This is a genomic window from Shewanella marisflavi, assembly GCF_002215585.1.
In the GTDB taxonomy this organism is placed as follows: Bacteria; Pseudomonadota; Gammaproteobacteria; order Enterobacterales; family Shewanellaceae; genus Shewanella; species Shewanella marisflavi.
In genome coordinates this window covers 1,151,940-1,171,798 of sequence record NZ_CP022272.1, presented here as the reverse complement: position 1 = coordinate 1,171,798, position 19,859 = coordinate 1,151,940, and the positions used below count along the sequence as shown (strand labels likewise).

Annotated in this window: 16 protein-coding genes and 2 tRNA genes; 1 reads left to right on the top strand and 17 read right to left on the bottom strand. The window is 49.7% G+C overall.

Annotated elements, in window-relative coordinates:
* Nucleotides 1-68: 68 nt before the first annotated feature.
* From infB to rlmE, 11 genes are all read right to left on the bottom strand, one after another.
* Nucleotides 69-2,726 (bottom strand): translation initiation factor IF-2, encoded by a 2,658-nt coding sequence (gene infB, locus CFF01_RS05265; RefSeq protein ID WP_088904099.1) that lies wholly within the window; start codon nt 2,724-2,726, stop codon nt 69-71.
* A gap of 26 nt (nt 2,727-2,752) precedes the next feature.
* The gene (gene nusA, locus CFF01_RS05260; protein ID WP_033537403.1) at nt 2,753-4,252 is read right to left on the bottom strand and encodes a transcription termination factor NusA; all 1,500 of its coding nucleotides are present in this window, start codon (nt 4,250-4,252) and stop codon (nt 2,753-2,755) included.
* A gap of 27 nt (nt 4,253-4,279) precedes the next feature.
* On the bottom strand, nt 4,280-4,735 hold the full coding sequence (gene rimP, locus CFF01_RS05255) for a ribosome maturation factor RimP (RefSeq protein ID WP_033537750.1): 456 nt from the start codon (nt 4,733-4,735) through the stop codon (nt 4,280-4,282).
* A gap of 159 nt (nt 4,736-4,894) precedes the next feature.
* Nucleotides 4,895-4,971 (bottom strand) — tRNA-Met (locus CFF01_RS05250).
* Between the two features lie 103 nt (nt 4,972-5,074).
* Nucleotides 5,075-5,160, bottom strand: a tRNA-Leu gene (locus tag CFF01_RS05245).
* Nucleotides 5,161-5,261: 101 nt separating this feature from the next.
* Nucleotides 5,262-5,606, bottom strand: a complete 345-nt coding sequence (secG, locus tag CFF01_RS05240; protein WP_033537402.1) for a preprotein translocase subunit SecG — start codon at nt 5,604-5,606, stop codon at nt 5,262-5,264.
* A 1-nt stretch (nt 5,607) separates the two neighbouring features.
* A complete protein-coding gene (gene tpiA, locus CFF01_RS05235; protein ID WP_033537401.1) occupies nt 5,608-6,390 on the bottom strand; it encodes a triose-phosphate isomerase in 783 nt (260 codons plus the stop codon).
* Between the two features lie 167 nt (nt 6,391-6,557).
* Nucleotides 6,558-7,889, bottom strand: a complete 1,332-nt coding sequence (gene glmM / locus CFF01_RS05230; protein ID WP_088904098.1) for a phosphoglucosamine mutase — start codon at nt 7,887-7,889, stop codon at nt 6,558-6,560.
* A gap of 79 nt (nt 7,890-7,968) precedes the next feature.
* The gene (folP, locus tag CFF01_RS05225; RefSeq protein ID WP_088905882.1) at nt 7,969-8,754 is read right to left on the bottom strand and encodes a dihydropteroate synthase; all 786 of its coding nucleotides are present in this window, start codon (nt 8,752-8,754) and stop codon (nt 7,969-7,971) included.
* Between the two features lie 156 nt (nt 8,755-8,910).
* A complete protein-coding gene (gene ftsH / locus CFF01_RS05220) occupies nt 8,911-10,881 on the bottom strand; it encodes an ATP-dependent zinc metalloprotease FtsH (RefSeq protein WP_088904097.1) in 1,971 nt (656 codons plus the stop codon).
* 45 nt (nt 10,882-10,926) lie between these two features.
* Complete coding sequence (gene rlmE, locus CFF01_RS05215) at nt 10,927-11,556, bottom strand: 23S rRNA (uridine(2552)-2'-O)-methyltransferase RlmE (RefSeq protein WP_033537397.1); 630 nt, start codon at nt 11,554-11,556, stop codon at nt 10,927-10,929.
* A gap of 91 nt (nt 11,557-11,647) precedes the next feature.
* Here rlmE and yhbY point away from each other — a divergent pair, with 91 nt between their 5' ends.
* Entirely contained in the window at nt 11,648-11,947 is a 300-nt protein-coding gene (gene yhbY, locus CFF01_RS05210; protein WP_033537396.1) for a ribosome assembly RNA-binding protein YhbY, read from the top strand.
* Nucleotides 11,948-12,009: 62 nt separating this feature from the next.
* On the opposite strand, the gene greA is transcribed toward yhbY, so the two are convergent.
* From greA to CFF01_RS05180, 6 genes are all read right to left on the bottom strand, one after another.
* The gene (gene greA / locus CFF01_RS05205) at nt 12,010-12,486 is read right to left on the bottom strand and encodes a transcription elongation factor GreA (RefSeq protein ID WP_088904096.1); all 477 of its coding nucleotides are present in this window, start codon (nt 12,484-12,486) and stop codon (nt 12,010-12,012) included.
* Nucleotides 12,487-12,787: 301 nt separating this feature from the next.
* Nucleotides 12,788-16,009: a carbamoyl-phosphate synthase large subunit gene (carB, locus tag CFF01_RS05200; protein ID WP_033537394.1), complete on the bottom strand. Its 3,222-nt coding sequence runs from the start codon at nt 16,007-16,009 to the stop codon at nt 12,788-12,790.
* Between the two features lie 20 nt (nt 16,010-16,029).
* Entirely contained in the window at nt 16,030-17,202 is a 1,173-nt protein-coding gene (gene carA / locus CFF01_RS05195; RefSeq protein WP_088904095.1) for a glutamine-hydrolyzing carbamoyl-phosphate synthase small subunit, read from the bottom strand.
* 159 nt (nt 17,203-17,361) lie between these two features.
* Nucleotides 17,362-18,177 carry a 4-hydroxy-tetrahydrodipicolinate reductase gene (dapB, locus tag CFF01_RS05190; protein ID WP_033537392.1) on the bottom strand — a complete coding sequence of 272 codons (816 nt, stop codon included), beginning with the start codon at nt 18,175-18,177 and terminating at the stop codon, nt 17,362-17,364.
* Between the two features lie 94 nt (nt 18,178-18,271).
* Nucleotides 18,272-18,889: an FKBP-type peptidyl-prolyl cis-trans isomerase gene (locus CFF01_RS05185; RefSeq protein ID WP_033537391.1), complete on the bottom strand. Its 618-nt coding sequence runs from the start codon at nt 18,887-18,889 to the stop codon at nt 18,272-18,274.
* Nucleotides 18,890-18,968: 79 nt separating this feature from the next.
* Nucleotides 18,969-19,757: a M48 family metallopeptidase gene (locus CFF01_RS05180; RefSeq protein ID WP_088904094.1), complete on the bottom strand. Its 789-nt coding sequence runs from the start codon at nt 19,755-19,757 to the stop codon at nt 18,969-18,971.
* Between the last annotated feature and the right edge of the window lie 102 nt (nt 19,758-19,859).

Here is a 19,859-nt window from a genome sequence, read left to right as displayed (position 1 = left end):
ACTTGGGTCGCGTCTTGACTCTGGGTCATGCCTGAACAAAAAGGGCGGCTTACGCCGCCCCTTTATGATTATAAGGTTCGAGCGATTTCGACCGTTTCGAAGACCTCTATCTGATCGCCAACTTTGACGTCATTATAGTTCTTCACGCCGATACCACACTCCATGCCGTTACGCACTTCGCTAACGTCGTCTTTAAAGCGACGCAGTGATTCCAGCTCACCTTCGAAGATCACCACGTTATCACGCAGTACGCGGATAGGCGCGCTACGCTTGATGGTACCTTCGGTGACCATACAACCGGCGATAGCACCTATCTTAGGAGACTTGAACACATCACGTACTTCGGCAAGACCAATGATCTCTTGCTTGAACTCAGGAGACAACATGCCGCCCATGGCCGCTTTAACTTCATCAATCAGATGATAGATAACGCTGTAGTAACGTAGGTCAACACTCTCGCTCTCGATGGTCTTACGCGCCTGTGCATCGGCACGAACGTTGAAGCCCACCATAATAGCGTTAGATGCCGCAGCAAGCGTTGCATCAGTCTCGGTCAAACCACCCACACCGCTGGCGATGATATTTACCTTCACCTCATCGGTAGACAGTTTGTTGAGCGAGTCAGAAATCGCTTCCAGAGAACCTTGTACATCGGCCTTAAGCACTATGTTCAACTCTTGGACTTCGCCTTCAGTCATGTTAGCGAACATATTCTCTAGTTTAGACTTCTGCTGACGAGCCAGCTTAACATCGCGGAACTTACCTTGACGGTATAGCGCCACTTCACGCGCCTTACGCTCGTCACGAACAACCGTTGCTTCGTCACCAGCTGATGGCACACCAGAAAGACCTAAGATCTCGACCGGAATCGATGGACCTGCTTCGGTGATTGACTTACCATTCTCATCCTTCATCGCACGGACTTTACCGTACTCAAGACCACAAAGAACGATATCGCCCTGCTTCAGGGTACCTTCTTGTACCAAAACGGTGGCAACAGGGCCGCGACCCTTATCCAGTTTAGACTCAACAACCACACCGGCCGCCATGCCTTCACGAACCGCTTTAAGCTCAAGAACTTCGGCTTCAAGCAAGATGCCTTCAAGCAACTCGTCGATACCTTCACCAGACTTAGCTGACACGTGAACAAACATGTTGTTCCCGCCCCAATCTTCAGACATGACACCATGCTGTGAAAGTTCAGACTTAACGCGATCTGGGTCTGCTTCTGGCTTATCTATCTTGTTCACTGCAACAATCAGTGGAACACCACCGGCCTTAGCATGCTGAATCGCTTCAATGGTCTGTGGCATCACGCCGTCATCGGCCGCCACAACCAATACCACGATATCGGTCGCCTTAGCACCACGAGCACGCATTGCGGTAAACGCGGCGTGACCTGGCGTATCTAAGAAGGTGATCATGCCATTACCGGTTTCAACATGGTATGCACCGATATGCTGGGTAATACCACCGGCCTCACCAGATGCCACTTTCGCACGGCGAATGTAGTCGAGTAGTGATGTCTTACCATGGTCAACGTGACCCATGATGGTTACCACTGGCGCACGAGGCTCAACTTTAACGTTGCCGTCACGGTCAGCGAGTACTTGATGCTCAAGCTCGTTTTCACGGATCAATACAACCTTGTGGCCCATCTCTTCGGCAACCAACTGCGCAGTTTCCTGATCAAGCACCTGGTTGATGGTGACCATAGTCCCCATCTTCATCATCTGTTTGATGATCTCAGTTGCTTTAACCGCCATCTTCTGTGCCAACTCGGCAACAGTCACTGTCTCGCCGATGCTCACATCACGAGTCACAGCCACTGCTGGCTTGTTAAAGCCATGGTCCATAGACTCAGGCGCATTACGCTGGTTACGCTGATTACGACCGCCACGAGCATCTCTACCGCCGCGCTTCTTGTTCAGAGCTTCTTTCTTACCGCCAGCAGGCTTACGGGCACGGCGGCCACGCTTCTCTGCGTTCATGTCGGCAGTGTCTTCTGCTGCGCGCGCTTCAGTTGAAGTGGTCACATGGTGATCGGCACTTTTTTCTGACTCTTTACGAATGCGCTCTTCTTCAGCCCAACGCTTTTCGTTCTCTTCGGCAAGACGACGCGCTTCTTCGGCCGCAGCCTTAGCTTCTTCATCGGCTTTAGCCTTAGCAGCGGCTTCTTTAGCAGCTAACAGACGAGCTTCTTCCACCTTGGCGGCTTTCTCTTCTGCAGTCTCTTCAACCACTGGCTTACCTTCGGCTGCTTTCTTCGCCTTAGCTTCAGCTTCGGCCTTAGCCTTGGCTTTTGCTGCGGCTTCCGCTTCGGCTTTGGCTTTGGCTTCCGCTTCGGCCTTGGCCTTAGCTTCGGCTTCTGCCGCCGCTTTAGCTTCCGCTTCAGCTTTAGCTTTGGCTTCCGCCTCGGCTTCTGCCGCTGGGTCACGCTTCACGAAAGTACGCTTCTTACGCACTTCCACTTTGATGTCTTTAGACTGACCACCACTACCCGACACGCTCAGTGTCGAAATGGATTTACGCTGCAGTGTCATCTTGGTTGGCGTTGCATCGCCGCCATGTTGCTTCTTAAGAAACTCAAGCAATTTCTGCTTTTCTTCTTCAGAAACAGTATCTGTTTTACTCTTCTTAATTCCTGCCTCAGAAAACTGCTCAACTAATCGATCAGCACTTTTCCCTACTTCCTCGGCCAGTTTTGCTACTGTGGTATCTGCCATCTGTAAAATCCCCTCTGTTGATCGACTTAAGCTTCTTCGCCAAACCAACAGATATTGCGGGCTGCCATGATGAGCTCACCAGCCTTTTCTTCTGTTAATTCTTCAATCTCGATCAAATCATCAATGCCTTGTTCGGCTAAATCTTCAAGCGTAATTACGCCTTTACTTGCCAACACGTACGCCAAATGACGTTCTAAACCTTCTAGGGCAAGTAAATCTTCGCTTGGCTCAGCACCATCGAGTGCCTCTTCGGATGCCAAAGCCCGTGTAGAGATTGCAGCCTTAGCGCGCTCTCTGAGTGCCTCAACGATCTCCTCGTCGAAGCCGTCGATTTCAAGTAGTTCTGACTCAGGTACATAGGCCACTTCTTCAAGTGAGGTAAAACCTTCATCAGCCAATACTTGAGCAAAATCTTCATCGACATCCAGTGCAGAAACGAACAGGTTAACAACCTTGGCACTTTCTGCCTGGTGCTTAGCCTGCATATCTTCCACTGTCATCACGTTAAGCTCCCAGCCCGATAACTGGGTGGCTAAACGTACGTTTTGACCGTTACGGCCAATGGCTTGCGCCAGTGAATCGGCTTCTACCGCGATATCCATTGAATGGTTATCTTCGTCAACTATGATAGAGGCCACATCGGCGGGCGCCATCGCATTGATCACAAATTGCGCTGGGTTGTCGTCCCAAAGCACGATATCAACACGCTCGCCGCCTAATTCATTTGAAACCGCTTGAACACGCGCGCCGCGCATACCCACACAGGCACCGATAGGATCGATGCGACGGTCGTTTGATTTCACCGCGATCTTAGCGCGAGAACCTGGGTCACGAGCAGCGCCCATGATCTCGATCATCTCATCGGCGATCTCAGGTACTTCTACGCGGAACAGCTCAATCAGCATGTCTGGCTTGGTACGGGTCAGGAACAGCTGCGCACCACGCGCCTCAGGACGCACGGCATAAAGCAGCGCACGTACACGATCACCCGGACGGAAGCTTTCACGCGAAATAAGGTCTTCCTTAAACAGCACGGCATCGGCATTGTTTCCGAGGTCGACAACCACGCTTTCACGGTTACTCTTCTTCACCACACCCGTGATTAGCTCACCCTCTTTTTCGAGGAACTGATCAACGATTTGTGCACGTTCTGCTTCACGCACCTTTTGCACAATCACTTGCTTAGCGGTTTGTGTAGTAATACGGTCAAAGACAACTGACTCAATCTCGTCTTCGATATAATCACCCACTTGGATCTCTGGGTTTTCATAGCGAGCGGCTTCAAGCGTGATCTCGCGGAATGGGTTTTCCAGCGCCTCACCATGATCTTCAACCACCATCCAACGACGGAAGGTTTCGTACTCACCAGTCTTACGATCGATAGCGACACGAACCTCTATATCGCCTTCATATTTTTTCTTGGTTGCTGTAGCTAACGCGATTTCCAACGCTTCAAAAATCTTTTCGCGTGGCACGGCCTTCTCATTTGAAACCGCCTCAGCGACTAGCAGAATCTCTTTGTTCATTCTCTTGCCTCGTTCAGCTCGAATCCATCAAAACTTAGCGATTAGGTTGCCCTTACGGATATTATCCAAGGCAATAATCAGTTCGTTGCCATCAACAGTAAGAGTCAGCATCTGCCCCTCAACGCCCGTGACGGTCCCTTTTAAATTACGACTACCAGCGACAGGCATAGTCAGTTGTACCTTTACGGTTTCACCTGTGTATTGCGCATACTGCTCTGCAGTAAATAATGGTCTATCTACACCAGGCGAAGAAACTTCTAATGTGTATTCGTTCGAGATCGGGTCCTCGACGTCGAGCACGGCACTGATCTGGCGACTGACATCGGCACAATCATCGATAAAAATGCCGTTTTCATTATCTATATATACACGCAGCACTGAATGCTTGCCTGCTTGCACATACTCAAGTCCCCACAGACTATGGCCCAATGCTTCAACTGGTGCGATAAGCATCTGTTCCAGCTTACTTTCTAAAGTTGCCAAGGTTACCCCCCGAAAAACAAAAAAGGGCATAAAGCCCCAGTACGACATCATCAAATGACGATATTTCAAAAGTCCAGATAACAAAAAACCCCGTAATCACGAGGTCATATCATTCAGAACCTGTAACAGAAATGAAGATAAACTTCATCACTGGGAAGCTGGTTGCGGGGGCCGGATTTGAACCGACGACCTTCGGGTTATGAGCCCGACGAGCTACCAAACTGCTCCACCCCGCGTCAACTGCTGCAATTATATTGATAGAGAACAATATTTGCAATGATAAAGCGAAACTCATGTTTTACTTTATCGATTCAGATTAAGTAAGACTCAATCTAAATTTGGTGCGGATGGAGGGACTTGAACCCTCACGAGCATAGCTCACCACCCCCTCAAGATGGCGTGTCTACCAATTCCACCACATCCGCATGTGATCATTACTTAGACTGGTTGATTCTGTTTTTGAGTAGTGAGGCTACTCGAGTCTTCCAGTCACGCAACCTAGGGTTACGTTTGCTCTTTCGAGCAATTAGTCAGGGATTTTATCTTCTGACTTTGGTGCATCTTGTGCTGCGTCAGTCACTTGTTCAGTCACTGCTGCCGCGTCGGCACCTAAATCTTTCCAAGATTCTTCAGCCTTGGTGTGGTTCGCGCTCAAATTGCCAATTGTCAAACTTAGGGCAAAGAAAGCAATCGCCAGAATCGCCGTAGAACGAGTTAAAAAATTACCCGAACCAGAAGAACCGAACAATGTTGCTGAAGCACCGGCGCCAAAAGAGGCTCCCATATCAGCACCTTTCCCTTGCTGGATGAGGATTAAGCCAATCAGGCCCAACGCAACCAACAAGTAAATAACCATTAGAACTTCGTACATATTATGCGCTCATCGCTATCGAACATAAACTTAAAAACTCGGTAGAGTTTAAGCTAGCACCGCCTATCAGTCCACCATCTACATCAGGCTGCGCAAATAGATCTGCTGCATTACTCGGCGTTACGCTACCACCGTACAAAATCCTGATATTCTCTCCGATAAACGGAGACACTTCAGAGAGACGCTTGCGAATAAACGCATGTACTTCTTGCGCCTGCTCTGGCGTAGCGCTCTTACCTGTCCCTACAGCCCAAAGCGGCTCATAGGCGATAATTGCATTATCAAAAGCCATGGTGCCATTCTTCTCGATGACCACATCCAACTCTTCCGCAATCACCTCAAAGGTGCGTCTTGCTTCTCGAGCTGGGCCAGACTCACCTACACATAATATAGGGGTCAAACCATGCTTCTGTGCAGCGGCAAATTTCTCCGCCACGATATCGCTGGTTTCGCCGTACATTCTACGACGCTCTGAGTGACCGATAATCACATAGCGACATCCAGAATCTTTTAACATCTGCCCAGACACTTCACCGGTATAGGCGCCAAAGTCATGCTGACTTAGGTTTTGCGCACCCATCCGAACAAGACAACCGTTTAAGGCTTCTTTATTAGCGTCTAACTGCTGACGTACACTTTCAAGAAAAATAGTTGGCGGACATAAGACCACTTCCGCAGAATCATCTTGAAGCTTGGTAGCAAACTTGGTAAATAACTCTTGCGCTAGTTGCGCAGTACCGTTCATTTTCCAGTTACCAGCGACCATTGGGCGTCTTAGGGCCATCACCGTCTCCTTCTGAAAGCGGGCTGAATAATAGCGAACCACTTGTTAAGTTACAATACCTAAATCTCGATTTTTTGCGATAAACCGTCGAAGCGATTACTTTTTATTCTCACACACAAAAAATAGGGCAGGAATTAACCCGACAAGGCTAATTCCTGTTCGAAGCGTTAAACCAAAGCCTTGATCGCTTCGGCAATATAGTTGGCGTGGGCCTTCACATCGCTGGCTACATCACCTTCAACCATCACGCGGATCAAGGGTTCAGTACCTGACTTACGTAGGAGTACGCGGCCACGCTCACCTAGCTTAGCCTCAACTTCCGCTTGAGCGTTTAACACGCTGTCAGCCTTGAGAGGGTCATGACTCCCTTCGAAGCGCACGTTTACCAGCACCTGAGGTAGCATCTTAATACCTTCGGTCAGCTCTTCAAGCGTCGCCTGCTTACGACACATGGCTGCCAACACTAAGATACCGGCCACTATGCCATCACCTGTGGTGCCATGATCCAGGTTTAGAATGTGACCAGAGTTTTCTCCGCCGATACGCCATTCCTTCTCTTTGAGCAGCTCCATCACATAGCGGTCACCCACCTTTGAGCGGGCGAAGGGAATATCACGCGCCTTTAGCGCCAAATCGAGACCCAGGTTTGACATCAGGGTGCCTACCACACCGCCCTTTAACACGCCTCTGTCTTGGGCATCACAAGCTAAGATATAGAGGATCTCGTCACCGTCAATCACCTTACCATGACGATTAACCATCATGATACGATCACCGTCGCCATCGAGCGCTATACCCAGATCCGCCTTCTCGGCGATCACGGTTTCACGTATCTTACCCATAGAGGTAGCACCTACCTCATGATTGATATTGATGCCATTGGGTTTATCGCCAATGGCGATCACCTCAGCACCTAGCTCACGAAACACACTCGGTGCGATATGGTAAGTGGCACCATGGGCACAATCGACCACGATTTTTAGGCCGTTTAGGGTATGCTCTGCCGGGAAGTTACCCTTACAGTATTCGATATAACGACCTGCAGCGTCATCAATACGAGACACCTTACCCAGCAGGTGTGACTCAACACACTCCAGTGGTTTTTCCAGTTCTCGCTCGATTTCTAGCTCAACCTCGTCATCCAGCTTACTGCCGTCGGTAGAGAAAAACTTGATACCGTTGTCATAGTAAGGATTATGAGAGGCGCTGATCACCACACCCGCTTCGGCCCTAAAGGTGCGGGTTAAGTAAGCGACAGCAGGTGTTGGCATAGGCCCCATCAGCATCACATTTAAGCCTGCCGCAGACAGACCTGCTTCCATCGCGGATTCGAACAGATACCCTGAAATACGGGTATCCTTACCTATGATCACCTTCTTAGTGCCGATACGGGATAAGACTCGTCCAGCCGCCCAACCAAGTTTAAGCGCCAATTCAGGGGTCATCTTACCCGCGCCAACTTTACCTCTAATACCATCGGTTCCGAAAAATTTTCTCACTTGTTCTACCTCGGCTCCTCCCAGGAGCTAATGTCTGTGATCCACTCGTTTCTTACCGCCCTCTAGGCAGCACTTTAATCTATAATGCCTGATAATTGGCCGTAGCCTGCATGACCCTGATCATATCCATGGTCGGTTTTACATCATGGACACGGATAATATGCGCGCCATGCTGAATACTCAAGAGCGCGGCGGTCAGACTGCCGGCCAGTCGCTCATCCACAGGAACATTTAACAGATTGCCTATCATGCTCTTGCGCGATAACCCTATTAGCATAGGCAAACCAAAAGACGCGAGCTCACCCTGACGATTTAATAACTCATAGTTGTGGGATAAGGTCTTGCCAAAACCATAGCCAGGGTCCAAGAGCAGGTTTTCTCGTCTAATTCCAGCCGCCAAACAAGCGCTGATTCGTTGCTCAAAAAACTGACTGATATCACTGATGATATCCTGATAAACAGGCGAGTCCTGCATGGTTCGGGGTTGTCCCTGCATATGCATCAAACAAACAGGCACATTCAGCTTTGCCGCTACCGCTAAAGCACCGGGCTCTTGTAAGGCGCGTACATCATTAATCAAATGCGCGCCAGCGGCGACCGCCTCAGCCATCACCTCAGGTTTACTGGTATCCACCGATATCCACACATCGTGATGACGACTGACATATTCGACTAACGGAATAACTCTGTCCAGCTCATCTTGAACACTGACTTCGTCGGCACCGGGGCGGGTTGACTCGCCGCCAATATCGATAAAACAGGCACCTTGAGCCACCAACTCATCGGCATGGCGACAAGCGCGCTCTATGCTAGTAAAACGGCCACCGTCTGAAAATGAATCTGGAGTAACATTGAGGATCCCCATCACCCTAGGCTGTGAAAGATCCAGGCATTTATCGCCACTGACGAGTTGAAACCCTTGTTGCAAGACAGGCCCCTTAATCTATTACTGGTTAACTGAAACAAGAAAACCCCTGACGGGGTTTTCTGACATTATGCGTTTTATCTATCGCAATGAAGCTTACTTAACCACAGGTGATTCATCACCTTCTTTTGGTTCACTGGCAGGCTCAGCCTCAACGCTTTGCTCGGCCTTATCAGTAGTCTCAACAGCTTCACCATGACCGCCTTTTCCTTTGCCGTTAGAACCGTTTTCATCCATGTTCCAATCAGCTGGTGCACGCACTTCGCGGCGAGCCATCAGATCTTCAATTTGTGTCGCGTCGATAGTCTCGTACTTCATCAAGGCATCTTTCATTGCATGAAGGATGTCCATATTTTCTGTTAGGAAAGTATGAGCTCTTCCGTAGTTGCTATCGATAAGAATTTTCACTTCGTCATCAATAACCTTGGCAGTCTCATCAGACATATGCTGTGACTTACCCATACTACGGCCTAAAAAGACTTCATTTTCATCTTCGGCATAGAGGACTGGGCCCAGCTTCTCAGAGAAGCCCCATTGGGTCACCATGTTACGCGCAATGGATGTCGCATACTTAATGTCTTGAGAAGCTCCCGTTGACACACGCTCGCTACCGTAGATCAACTCTTCGGCAATACGGCCACCGTAGGCTACCGAGATTTGGCTCTCTAACTTACGACGACTCTGACTGATAGCATCGGCTTCAGGCAGGAAGAAGGTAACCCCAAGAGCACGGCCACGAGGAATAATAGTGACCTTATGCACAGGGTCATGCTCAGGAACCAGACAGCCAACGATAGCGTGACCCGCTTCGTGATAGGCAGTCATCTCCTTCTCTTCCTCTGACATCACCATGGTACGGCGCTCAGCGCCCATCATGATCTTATCTTTGGCACTTTCAAACTCTTCCATTCCAACGACACGACGGTTACCACGTGCGGCAAATAGCGCTGCCTCATTCACCAGGTTAGCCAGATCGGCACCAGAGAAACCTGGCGTACCACGGGCAATGACGCTTGCCTTAACATCATCGGCTAAAGGCACCTTGCGCATATGCACTTTAAGGATCTGCTCACGACCACGCACATCTGGCAGACCGACCACGACTTGACGGTCGAAACGACCCGGACGTAGCAAGGCGGCATCCAACACATCGGGACGGTTGGTTGCTGCGATAACGATAATACCCTCGTTACCCTCAAAACCATCCATCTCAACCAGCATCTGGTTAAGGGTCTGCTCACGCTCATCATGACCACCACCGACACCGGCGCCACGCTGGCGACCTACAGCATCGATCTCATCGATAAAGATGATACATGGTGCCGACTTCTTGGCTTGTTCGAACATGTCACGTACACGGGATGCACCGACACCAACAAACATCTCTACGAAATCAGAACCCGAAATGGTAAAGAAAGGCACCTTAGCTTCGCCGGCAATGGCTTTAGCCAGCAAGGTTTTACCTGTACCTGGTGGGCCCACTAACAGCACGCCCGTCGGGATACGACCACCCAGTTTCTGGAACTTGGTTGGCTCTTTCAGGTAATCGACCAGCTCTTTGACATCTTCCTTCGCTTCGTCGCAGCCAGCAACGTCGCCGAAGGTCGTCTTGATCTGATCTTCGCTCATCAGCTTAGCTTTACTCTTACCAAAAGACATGGCGCCTTTACCGCCACCGCCTTGCATCTGGCGCATGAAGAAGATCCATACCCCGATAAGCAATAGCATAGGGAACCAAGAGATAAAGATCTGCGTTAAGAAACCAGACTCTTCCGCTTCCTGCCCCTTCATGGTCACGCCCTTACGGTCAAGATCATTGATCAGATCCTGGTCATACATAGGCATGATGGTGGTAAATTTTTCCCCGGTTCTTTTGGTACCCTCGATAGTACGCTGGTCGCTCTTCACTTCGACAGTATTAATCTGTCCAGAACGCACATCGTCCAAGAATGTTGAATAATCCATCTTCATGGAATTCGATGAAGAGGGGGAGTAGCCCTGAAACACTGACATCAGCACAACGGCGATGACAACCCAGAGAATTAAATTTTTTGCCATATCACTCAAAATTACTAGACCTCATACAGTCTTGCGGTTACTGACGTTAGGTTACTACAACTTGTATCCTGTCGCCACAAGATAGACTTCACGCGAACGCGGTCGCGACGAGTCTGGCTTACGTGTTTTGACGGTGGTAAATGCCTCTTTAACCGCCTTCATATACTCATCAAAGCCCTCCCCCTGAAAGACTTTGACAGCAAAACTACCATTTGGTGCCAACACTTGATGACACATATCAAGAGCCAATTCCACCAAATACATGGCGCGCGGCTGATCCACACCACCTGTACCACTCATATTGGGCGCCATATCCGATAGCACAACATCAACTTTAGCATCGCCTACCCGTTCAAGTAAGGCGTCGAGTACCTTTTCTTCACGAAAATCTCCCTGAAGAAAGTCAACGCCCACTATTGGGTCCATAGGTAAGATATCACAGGCGATAACCTTACCCGTGTCACCCGCCAACTTAACGGCAATCTGCGACCAACCACCGGGAGCAGCCCCAAGGTCAACCACTGTCATGCCCGGGCGGATCAGCTTATCCTTTTGTTGTATCTCTTCAATTTTAAACGCAGCGCGCGAACGCAATCCCCGTTTTTGCGACAACTTAACATAATGATCATCGAAATGTTCCTGCATCCAACGGGCGGAACTGGCTGTTCGTTTTTTACCTGACATTTAAAATCCGCAACAAATATGAGTTACACAAAGGCTATATGAGGGTAGAATAGCGGTTTTTCAACAGTAACTCAGCATAAAGTTGGTAGAAATGAACTTAACAACCAAACAGAAACAGCATCTAAAAGGCTTAGCGCATAACCTCAAGCCTGTTGTACAGCTTGGTGCCAATGGCCTGACTGAAGGTGTACTGGCTGAAATTGATAATGCACTCTCTCATCATGAATTAATCAAAGTGAAAGTTGCCTCTGGAGACAGAGAGCTAAAAAATGCAGTCGTTGACGCCATTGTACGCGAAACTCAAGCTGAAAAGGTTCAGCTCATCGGTCACGTATTGGTCCTATTCCGTCAATCTCCAGAGATGAAGATTGCCGTGCCAAGAGCGAAATAACTCTTGGGCTACACAAAAAAGCCGCTAGAGATAGCGGCTTTTTTGTCGCTGAGCATCAGTGCTTAAATATACTCTACCGCAGTGATCTCATAATCTGTCATGCCACCCGGCGTCTGAATAGAAACTTCATCACCTTCTGATTTGCCAATCAAACCACGAGCAATCGGTGACGTTACCGAGATCAAGTTAGCCTTGATGTCAGCTTCATCTTCACCCACGATACGATAGGTAAATTCCTCTTCGGTATCCAGATTTAAGATGGTCACAGTTGTGCCAAAGATCACTCGACCAGTATTTTCCATCTTAGTCACATCAATGATCTGAGCATTAGACAGCTTGCCTTCGATATCGCGCACGCGCGCCTCACACAGGCCCTGCTCTTCACGCGCCGCATGGTATTCGGCATTCTCTTTCAGATCGCCAAGTTCTCGTGCAACCCCAATGGCTTCAGCAATCTTTGGTCGCTTCTCAAACTTCAAAAAATCTAACTCTTTACGTAGTTGATCTGCACCAACAACTGTCATTGGAACCTTATTCATAGGAACACTCGTCTCCTTAAAACAAAAGCAACCTAGTCAGCCTGACCACTTGGGCCACTGACTAGGAATAAAGAACGCTTGGAATGAATCTATTCTATACCCTGACGACGGCAGAAGCTATCGGATCACCAAGAGTTTGTTATCGCGCGCCCAGAACTGTGTGTTCCTTAGCGCGCCCAGCTAGTGATTATTGGGCAAGACCATGGTCTCACCCGCCGCAATCCTCCACACAGAGGCCTTAGATTCAATACCCGCCCATAAAAAAGGCCGCTAATGCGGCCTTTTTTATGGTAACGGCGAATTAGCCTTTAATGCGCTGATGCAACTCCTGCACCGAAGTCACATTGGTACGGCTGTCGGCAGAGTGTGCCATACAGGTCGCAAAGGCAGCGTTCAAGGTCGTGGTGTAGTTCACCTTGTAACGCAGTGCTCCACGGCGCAGCTGACGCGAGTCTTCAATCGCCTGACGACCTTCTGTGGTGTTGACGATATAGGTGTACTCATCGTTCTTGATACGGTCAAGAATGTGCGGACGACCTTCGTGCACCTTGTTCACCAAGCGAGGGTTAATACCCGCTTCGCCTAACACAACCGCAGTGCCGTGAGTCGCATCGATCTCATAGCCCAGCTCAATAAGCTTAGCAGCTAGGTCGGCAACACGATTCTTATCGCTGTTACGCACAGAGAGCAGTGCACGGCCAGACTTAGGCACCTCTGAAGTCGCACCCAGTTCAGCCTTGGCATAAGCTTCGGCGAAGGTATCACCCACGCCCATCACCTCACCGGTAGAGCGCATTTCAGGGCCAAGTAGTGGGTCAACACCTGGGAACTTGTTGAACGGTAACACCACTTCTTTGACTGAGTAGAAAGGTGGGATCACTTCTTCAGTAAAGCCCAGCTCTTCCAGTGTTTGACCGGCCATGACGCGCGCGGCAATCTTAGCCAGAGGTACACCCGTTGCCTTAGAGACAAATGGGACGGTACGCGCCGCACGAGGGTTAACCTCAATCATGTAGATGGTGTTGTCTTGTACCGCGAACTGCACATTCATCAAACCCACAACGCCGAGTTCCATCGCCAGCTTACGCACCTGCTCGCGCATCTGATCCTGGATCTCTTGGCTTAAGGTGTAAGGTGGCAGAGAACAACCCGAGTCACCCGAGTGAACACCCGCCTGCTCGATATGTTCCATGATGGCGCCAACCACTACCGTTTTGCCGTCACAAATCGCATCGATATCCACTTCGGTAGCGTTATCGAGGAAGTGGTCCAACAATACTGGAGAGGCGTTAGAGACACTCACCGCTTCGTTAAAGTAACGACGCAGATCCTGCTCGTCGTAAACGATCTCCATTGCGCGGCCACCCAGAACATAAGATGGACGTACCACAAGTGGATAACCGATGCGCTCGGCAGAGAGGACAGCCCCTTCAACCGTAGTCACGGTATCGTTTTCAGGTTGCTTCATCTCCAGGCGTTGAATCGCCTGCTGGAAACGCTCACGGTCTTCGGCGCGGTCGATGGCATCTGGGCTTGTACCGATAATTGGTACTCCAGCAGCCTCTAGGTCACGAGCCAACTTAAGCGGTGTCTGGCCACCATACTGAACGATAACCCCTTTTGGCTGCTCGATACGCACGATCTCCAGCACATCTTCCAGGGTCACAGATTCGAAATAGAGTCTGTCAGAGGTGTCATAGTCGGTTGAAACCGTTTCAGGGTTACAGTTAACCATGATAGTTTCATAACCATCTTCACGTAGCGCCAGCGCAGCGTGAACACAGCAGTAGTCGAACTCAATACCTTGGCCGATACGGTTAGGACCACCACCTAGCACCATGATCTTGTCACGGTTAGAAGGATTGGCCTCACACTCTTCCTCATAGGTCGAGTACATGTAGGCGGTATCGGTTGAGAACTCGGCAGCACAGGTATCGACACGCTTGTACACAGGGTACACTTCGTAGCGATAACGCAGCTTGCGCATCTCTGATTCGCTCACACCCAGCAACTCAGCAAGACGCGCATCAGAGAAGCCTTTGCGCTTAAGCTTGTAAAGGAAGTCTTTGTCCATGTTGGACATACCGGCTTCTTTTACCTGACTCTCAAGGGTCAGCAACTCTTCGATCTGAACCAGGAACCAAGGGTCAATATTGGTCAGCTTGAAGATAGCCTCAAGGCTCAATCCAGCGCGGAAGGCATCGGCGATATACCAAATACGCTCGGCGCCAGGCTCTTTCAGTTCGTGGCGGATACGTGACAAGGCATCGTTATCTTCCACATCGACGATAGAGTCGAGACCATTTACGCCGACTTCCAGACCACGCAATGCTTTTTGCAGTGACTCCTGGAAAGTACGACCAATTGCCATCACCTCACCCACTGACTTCATCTGAGTGGTCAGGCGGTCATTTGCACCGGCAAACTTTTCAAAGTTGAAGCGTGGCACCTTGGTGACCACATAGTCGATGGCAGGCTCGAACGAAGCTGGTGTCGCACCGCCAGTAATATCGTTGCTCAGCTCATCAAGGGTAAAGCCAACCGCAAGCTTGGCCGCGATCTTAGCGATAGGGAAGCCAGTCGCTTTAGATGCCAACGCCGATGAACGCGATACACGCGGGTTCATCTCAATGATCACCATGCGGCCATCTTTCGGGTTAATACCAAACTGTACGTTTGAACCACCGGTTTCAACACCAATCTCACGCAGTACCGCCAAAGATGCGTTACGCATTAACTGATATTCTTTGTCTGTCAGGGTCTGTGCTGGCGCAACGGTAATAGAGTCACCGGTATGCACACCCATAGGATCGAAGTTTTCGATAGAGCAGACGATAATGCTGTTATCGTTGCGGTCACGAACCACTTCCATCTCATACTCTTTCCAACCGATAAGCGATTCATCGATCAGCAGTTCGTTAGTTGGAGAAAGCTCAAGACCCTGAGAACAGATCTCCTCAAACTCCTCCTTGTTGTAGGCGATACCACCACCCGAACCACCCATGGTAAATGATGGACGGATAATACAAGGGAAACCAACCTGCTCAAGTACCTGATAGGCATCTTCCATGCTGCGGGCGATACCGGCACGAGGACACTCAAGACCAATCTTTTTCATCGCCGCGTCGAAACGACTACGGTCTTCGGCCTTGTCGATGGCATCGGCGGTGGCGCCAATCATATCAACGTTGAACTCGGCCAGAACCCCTTCTGCCTCGAGGCGCAGCGCACAGTTCAGTGCAGTCTGTCCGCCCATGGTAGGCAGAATGGCATCGGGACGCTCTTTGGCGATGATGTTACGTACGACTTCCCAGTGAATAGGCTCGATATAGGTCGCATCGGCCATCTCTGGGTCAGTCATGATGGTTGCAGGGTTTGAGTTCACCAGAATAACCCGGTAACCCTCTTCGCGAAGCGCCTTACAGGCCTGAGCGCCAGAGTAGTCAAACTCACACGCCTGACCAATAACGATCGGGCCGGCACCCAGGATTAGAATACTTTTTATATCTGTACGTTTTGGCATTGCTGAATCTTTCTCCCGGACTACTTAGCGTTGTGACGATATGTTTCGATCAAGTCGATAAAGTGATCAAACAATGGCGCGGCATCATGGGGACCCGGGCTAGCCTCAGGGTGACCCTGGAAGCTAAATGCGGGCTTATCGGTCAAATGAATCCCCTGCAACGAACCGTCGAACAGTGACTTATGGGTCACCTTCACATTGGCTGGCAAGCTGGCTTCATCGGCAGCGAAACCGTGGTTCTGGCTGGTGATCATCACATTGCCCTTCTCCAGGTTGCTCACCGGATGGTTAGCACCATGGTGGCCAAACTTCATCTTCAAGGTTTTTGCACCCGATGCCAGTGCCAGCAACTGGTGGCCCAGGCAGATACCAAATACGGGAATGTCAGTCTTGAGTATGCTTTGAATCGCTTCGATGGCGTAATCACATGGCTCTGGGTCACCAGGACCGTTTGACAGGAAGATACCATCAGGATTCATCGCCAAAACTTCTGACGCTGGAGTTTGTGCAGGCACGACAGTTACATCACAACCGCGGTCGACCAGCATACGTAGGATATTACGCTTAACGCCGTAGTCATAGGCCACGACTTTGTATTTCAGTTCAGACTCAGGTGTGTCACTTGGCAGACCGCCCACTAAACGCCAGCTACCGCTGCGCCATTGGTATTGCGTCGCCGTGGTTACCTCTTTGGCTAAATCCATGCCTTTCAAACCAGGGAATGCCTTGGCCGCTGCTAGCGCCTTAGCTTCATCCATATCCCCAACAAGGATAGCACCCGCCTGTGCCCCTTTTTCCCTTAGGATACGTGTTAATTTACGCGTATCGATATCGGCAATGCCGACCACATTGTTGCTTTTGAGGTAATCGCTGAGAGATTGCTGATTTCTGAAGTTGCTGGCCAGCAATGGCAGATCACGAATGATCAGACCACAAGCATGTACGGCTTCAGATTCGACATCTTCACTATTGGTACCTGTGTTACCAATGTGTGGGTAGGTTAAAGTAACAATTTGACGAGAATAGGAAGGATCCGTAAGGATCTCTTGGTAACCCGTCATTGAAGTGTTAAACACCACTTCACCAACTGCGAGTCCATCGGCACCAATTGCTGTGCCAGAGAATACGGTTCCATCTTCGAGTACGAGTAAGGCAGACTTTGTCAACGCGACCTCCGAAAAGAGCCAAACCATTGAATAATAGGGTTTTATTTTATATTTAAAATACCAATTTCCGCTTAAATACGAAATTTTGACAAATTCCGTCAATTCTATAGGTAATTAAGTAAATCGTCTACAGATAAGCGGTACTTTCTTTCAAAAAAAAACGCCAAATTGGCGTTTTTTTAAATACTAATCCTTCAGGCCTAAGACCTGCTGCATGTCGTATAATCCGGGACCTTGATCGCCCAACCAGAACGCGGCACGCATGGCACCATTGGCAAAGGTCATACGGCTAGACGCCTTATGGGTGATCTCTAATCGCTCGCCAATATCGGCAAACATTGCCGTATGCTCACCCACCAAGTCACCGGCACGAATGGTCGAGAAACCTATCGTTTCACGCGAGCGTTCTTCGGTGATCCCTTCACGGCCATAGATAGCGCATTTTTCCAGGTCACGACCCAGCACCTCGGCGATCACTTCACCCATCTTAAGCGCGGTACCAGAAGGTGCATCCTTCTTGTGCCTATGATGGCCTTCAATGATCTCGATATCCGTGTAATCACCCATCACCTCAGCAGCTAGCTCAAGCAGACGCCACATCAGGTTCACCCCAACAGACATATTGGGCGCCATCACGATAGGCGTGGTTTCGGCATAGGCAGCAATCTGCTCTTTCTGGGCATGATTAAAGCCAGTAGTACCGATAACAATCGCCTTGCCGTTACGTGCACACCAATCGGTATGTACCACGCTAGCCTCGGGAGAGGTAAAGTCGATCAGGATGTCAAAGTCATCTACGGCATTGTCTAACGAATCAGTGATGGCAACATTCATGGCACCTACACCGGCAAGTTCACCTGCATCGACACCGATTAATGTAGAACCTGCACGCTCAACCGCTGCACCTAAATAGATATTGCTGCTGAGTTTTGCTGATTCAATAAGAGTTCGGCCCATGCGACCACTGCCACCGGTTATTGCCACTCTTACTTGCTCTGTCATCTAATTCTCCTAAACACTCAAGGTTTCCACTGGGCTTAAGGCTAACGCCAAATCAATTCAAAAAAAAGCCTAAGCGAACGCTTAGGCTTTTCTATTAGATAATGTCGAGTAATTCTACTTCGAACACTAGCGCCGAATATGGAGGAATAGAGGCACCAGCACCACGCTCGCCATAGGCCAGGTGATGAGGAACATATAGCTTCCACTTAGAACCTACAGGCATTAGCTGTAAGGCTTCGGTCCAACCAGCAATCACACCAGATACAGGGAACTCAGCAGGTTGGTCGCGCAGCACTGAGCTGTCGAATACGTCACCGCTGATGAAAGTACCATGGTAGTGAGTACGAACGGTAGAATCATAACCAGGCTTGTCACCAGTACCTTCGGTGATGATCTCATACTGTAGACCAGACTCTAAGGTCACAACGCCATCACGCTTTTGGTTTTCAGCAAGGAAGGCATCACCTTCTGCCGAGGCCGCCGCAGCAGCAGCTTCCTGAACCTTTTGAATACGCTGACTAATCTCTGTGAATGCAGTTTGAAGATCTTGCATAGACACAGCACTCTCTTTGCCTTCAAACGCATCTGCCAGACCAACTTGAACAGCTGAAATATCGATACCTTCGAATGAGTTAGCTGCAAGTTGCTCGCCTAACTGGCGACCAACACCGTAGCTGGCGTGCTGTTCAATAGTGGTGAACTTATCAGACATAATGATTGTACTCTCATTTATTCAATTAATTTCGCGCGGATTTTATCACAGTCGGCGATAAAAAACCCATAAATTGCCCCTAGTCACAGCGATTTTTTACACTGGCACTCGCGGTGCGATACAGAGGCGTTACTTGGGGCAACATCTGTTGCAGGTCGGCAATGCGATGTCCATGAGAAGGGTGAGTTGATAACAGCTCAGGGCCTTGACTCCCCCCCGCCTTCGCCATGTTTTGCCACAGATTGATACTCTGGCTAGGATCGAAACCGGCTCGTGCCATTAACTCAACCCCCATGACATCGGCTTCACTCTCTTGTGCCCGGCCATAAGGGAGGATAAAACCATACTGGGCACCCAGTCCTAGAGCAGACATATAGAGATCCTTATTACTTAAGCCGCTAACATCGATGGCAGCGTCGGCGATCTGCATACCCACACCCGTTAACTGGGCTCTTGATACCTGCTCGTTGCTATGGTTCGCTAGCACATGGGCCACCTCATGACCTATCACAGTTGCCAACTGGTCTTGGTTCTTCGCCACCTTGAGCAGCCCGGTATAGACACCGATATGACCACCAGGCAAGGCAAACGCGTTAACCTGATCGGACTCAAACACCACTACCTCCCAATTTGGCTGACGGCCTGGTAAAACGGAAGTGATACGCTCGGCCACACAGGTCACATACTGAATAACCTGCTTATCCTGGCTCACCTTCTGCTGCTTTTTCATCTGAGCAAATGATTCGGCGCCCATCTGATCCATCTGCTGCGATGAAAACAATAGAGTCTGATTGCGCCCAGTAGGCGACTGTGTCATTGCACAACCGGCTAATAGTAGGACCACCAGCACCGCGGTTAACTGCTTCATCTTTCATTCCTTCTGTTTATGAAACTTGGCTATTTGAGTATCTACTAAGAATAGCGGTAAAAAATAGGCATAAAAAAACCTCGCATTGCGAGGTTTTTATTG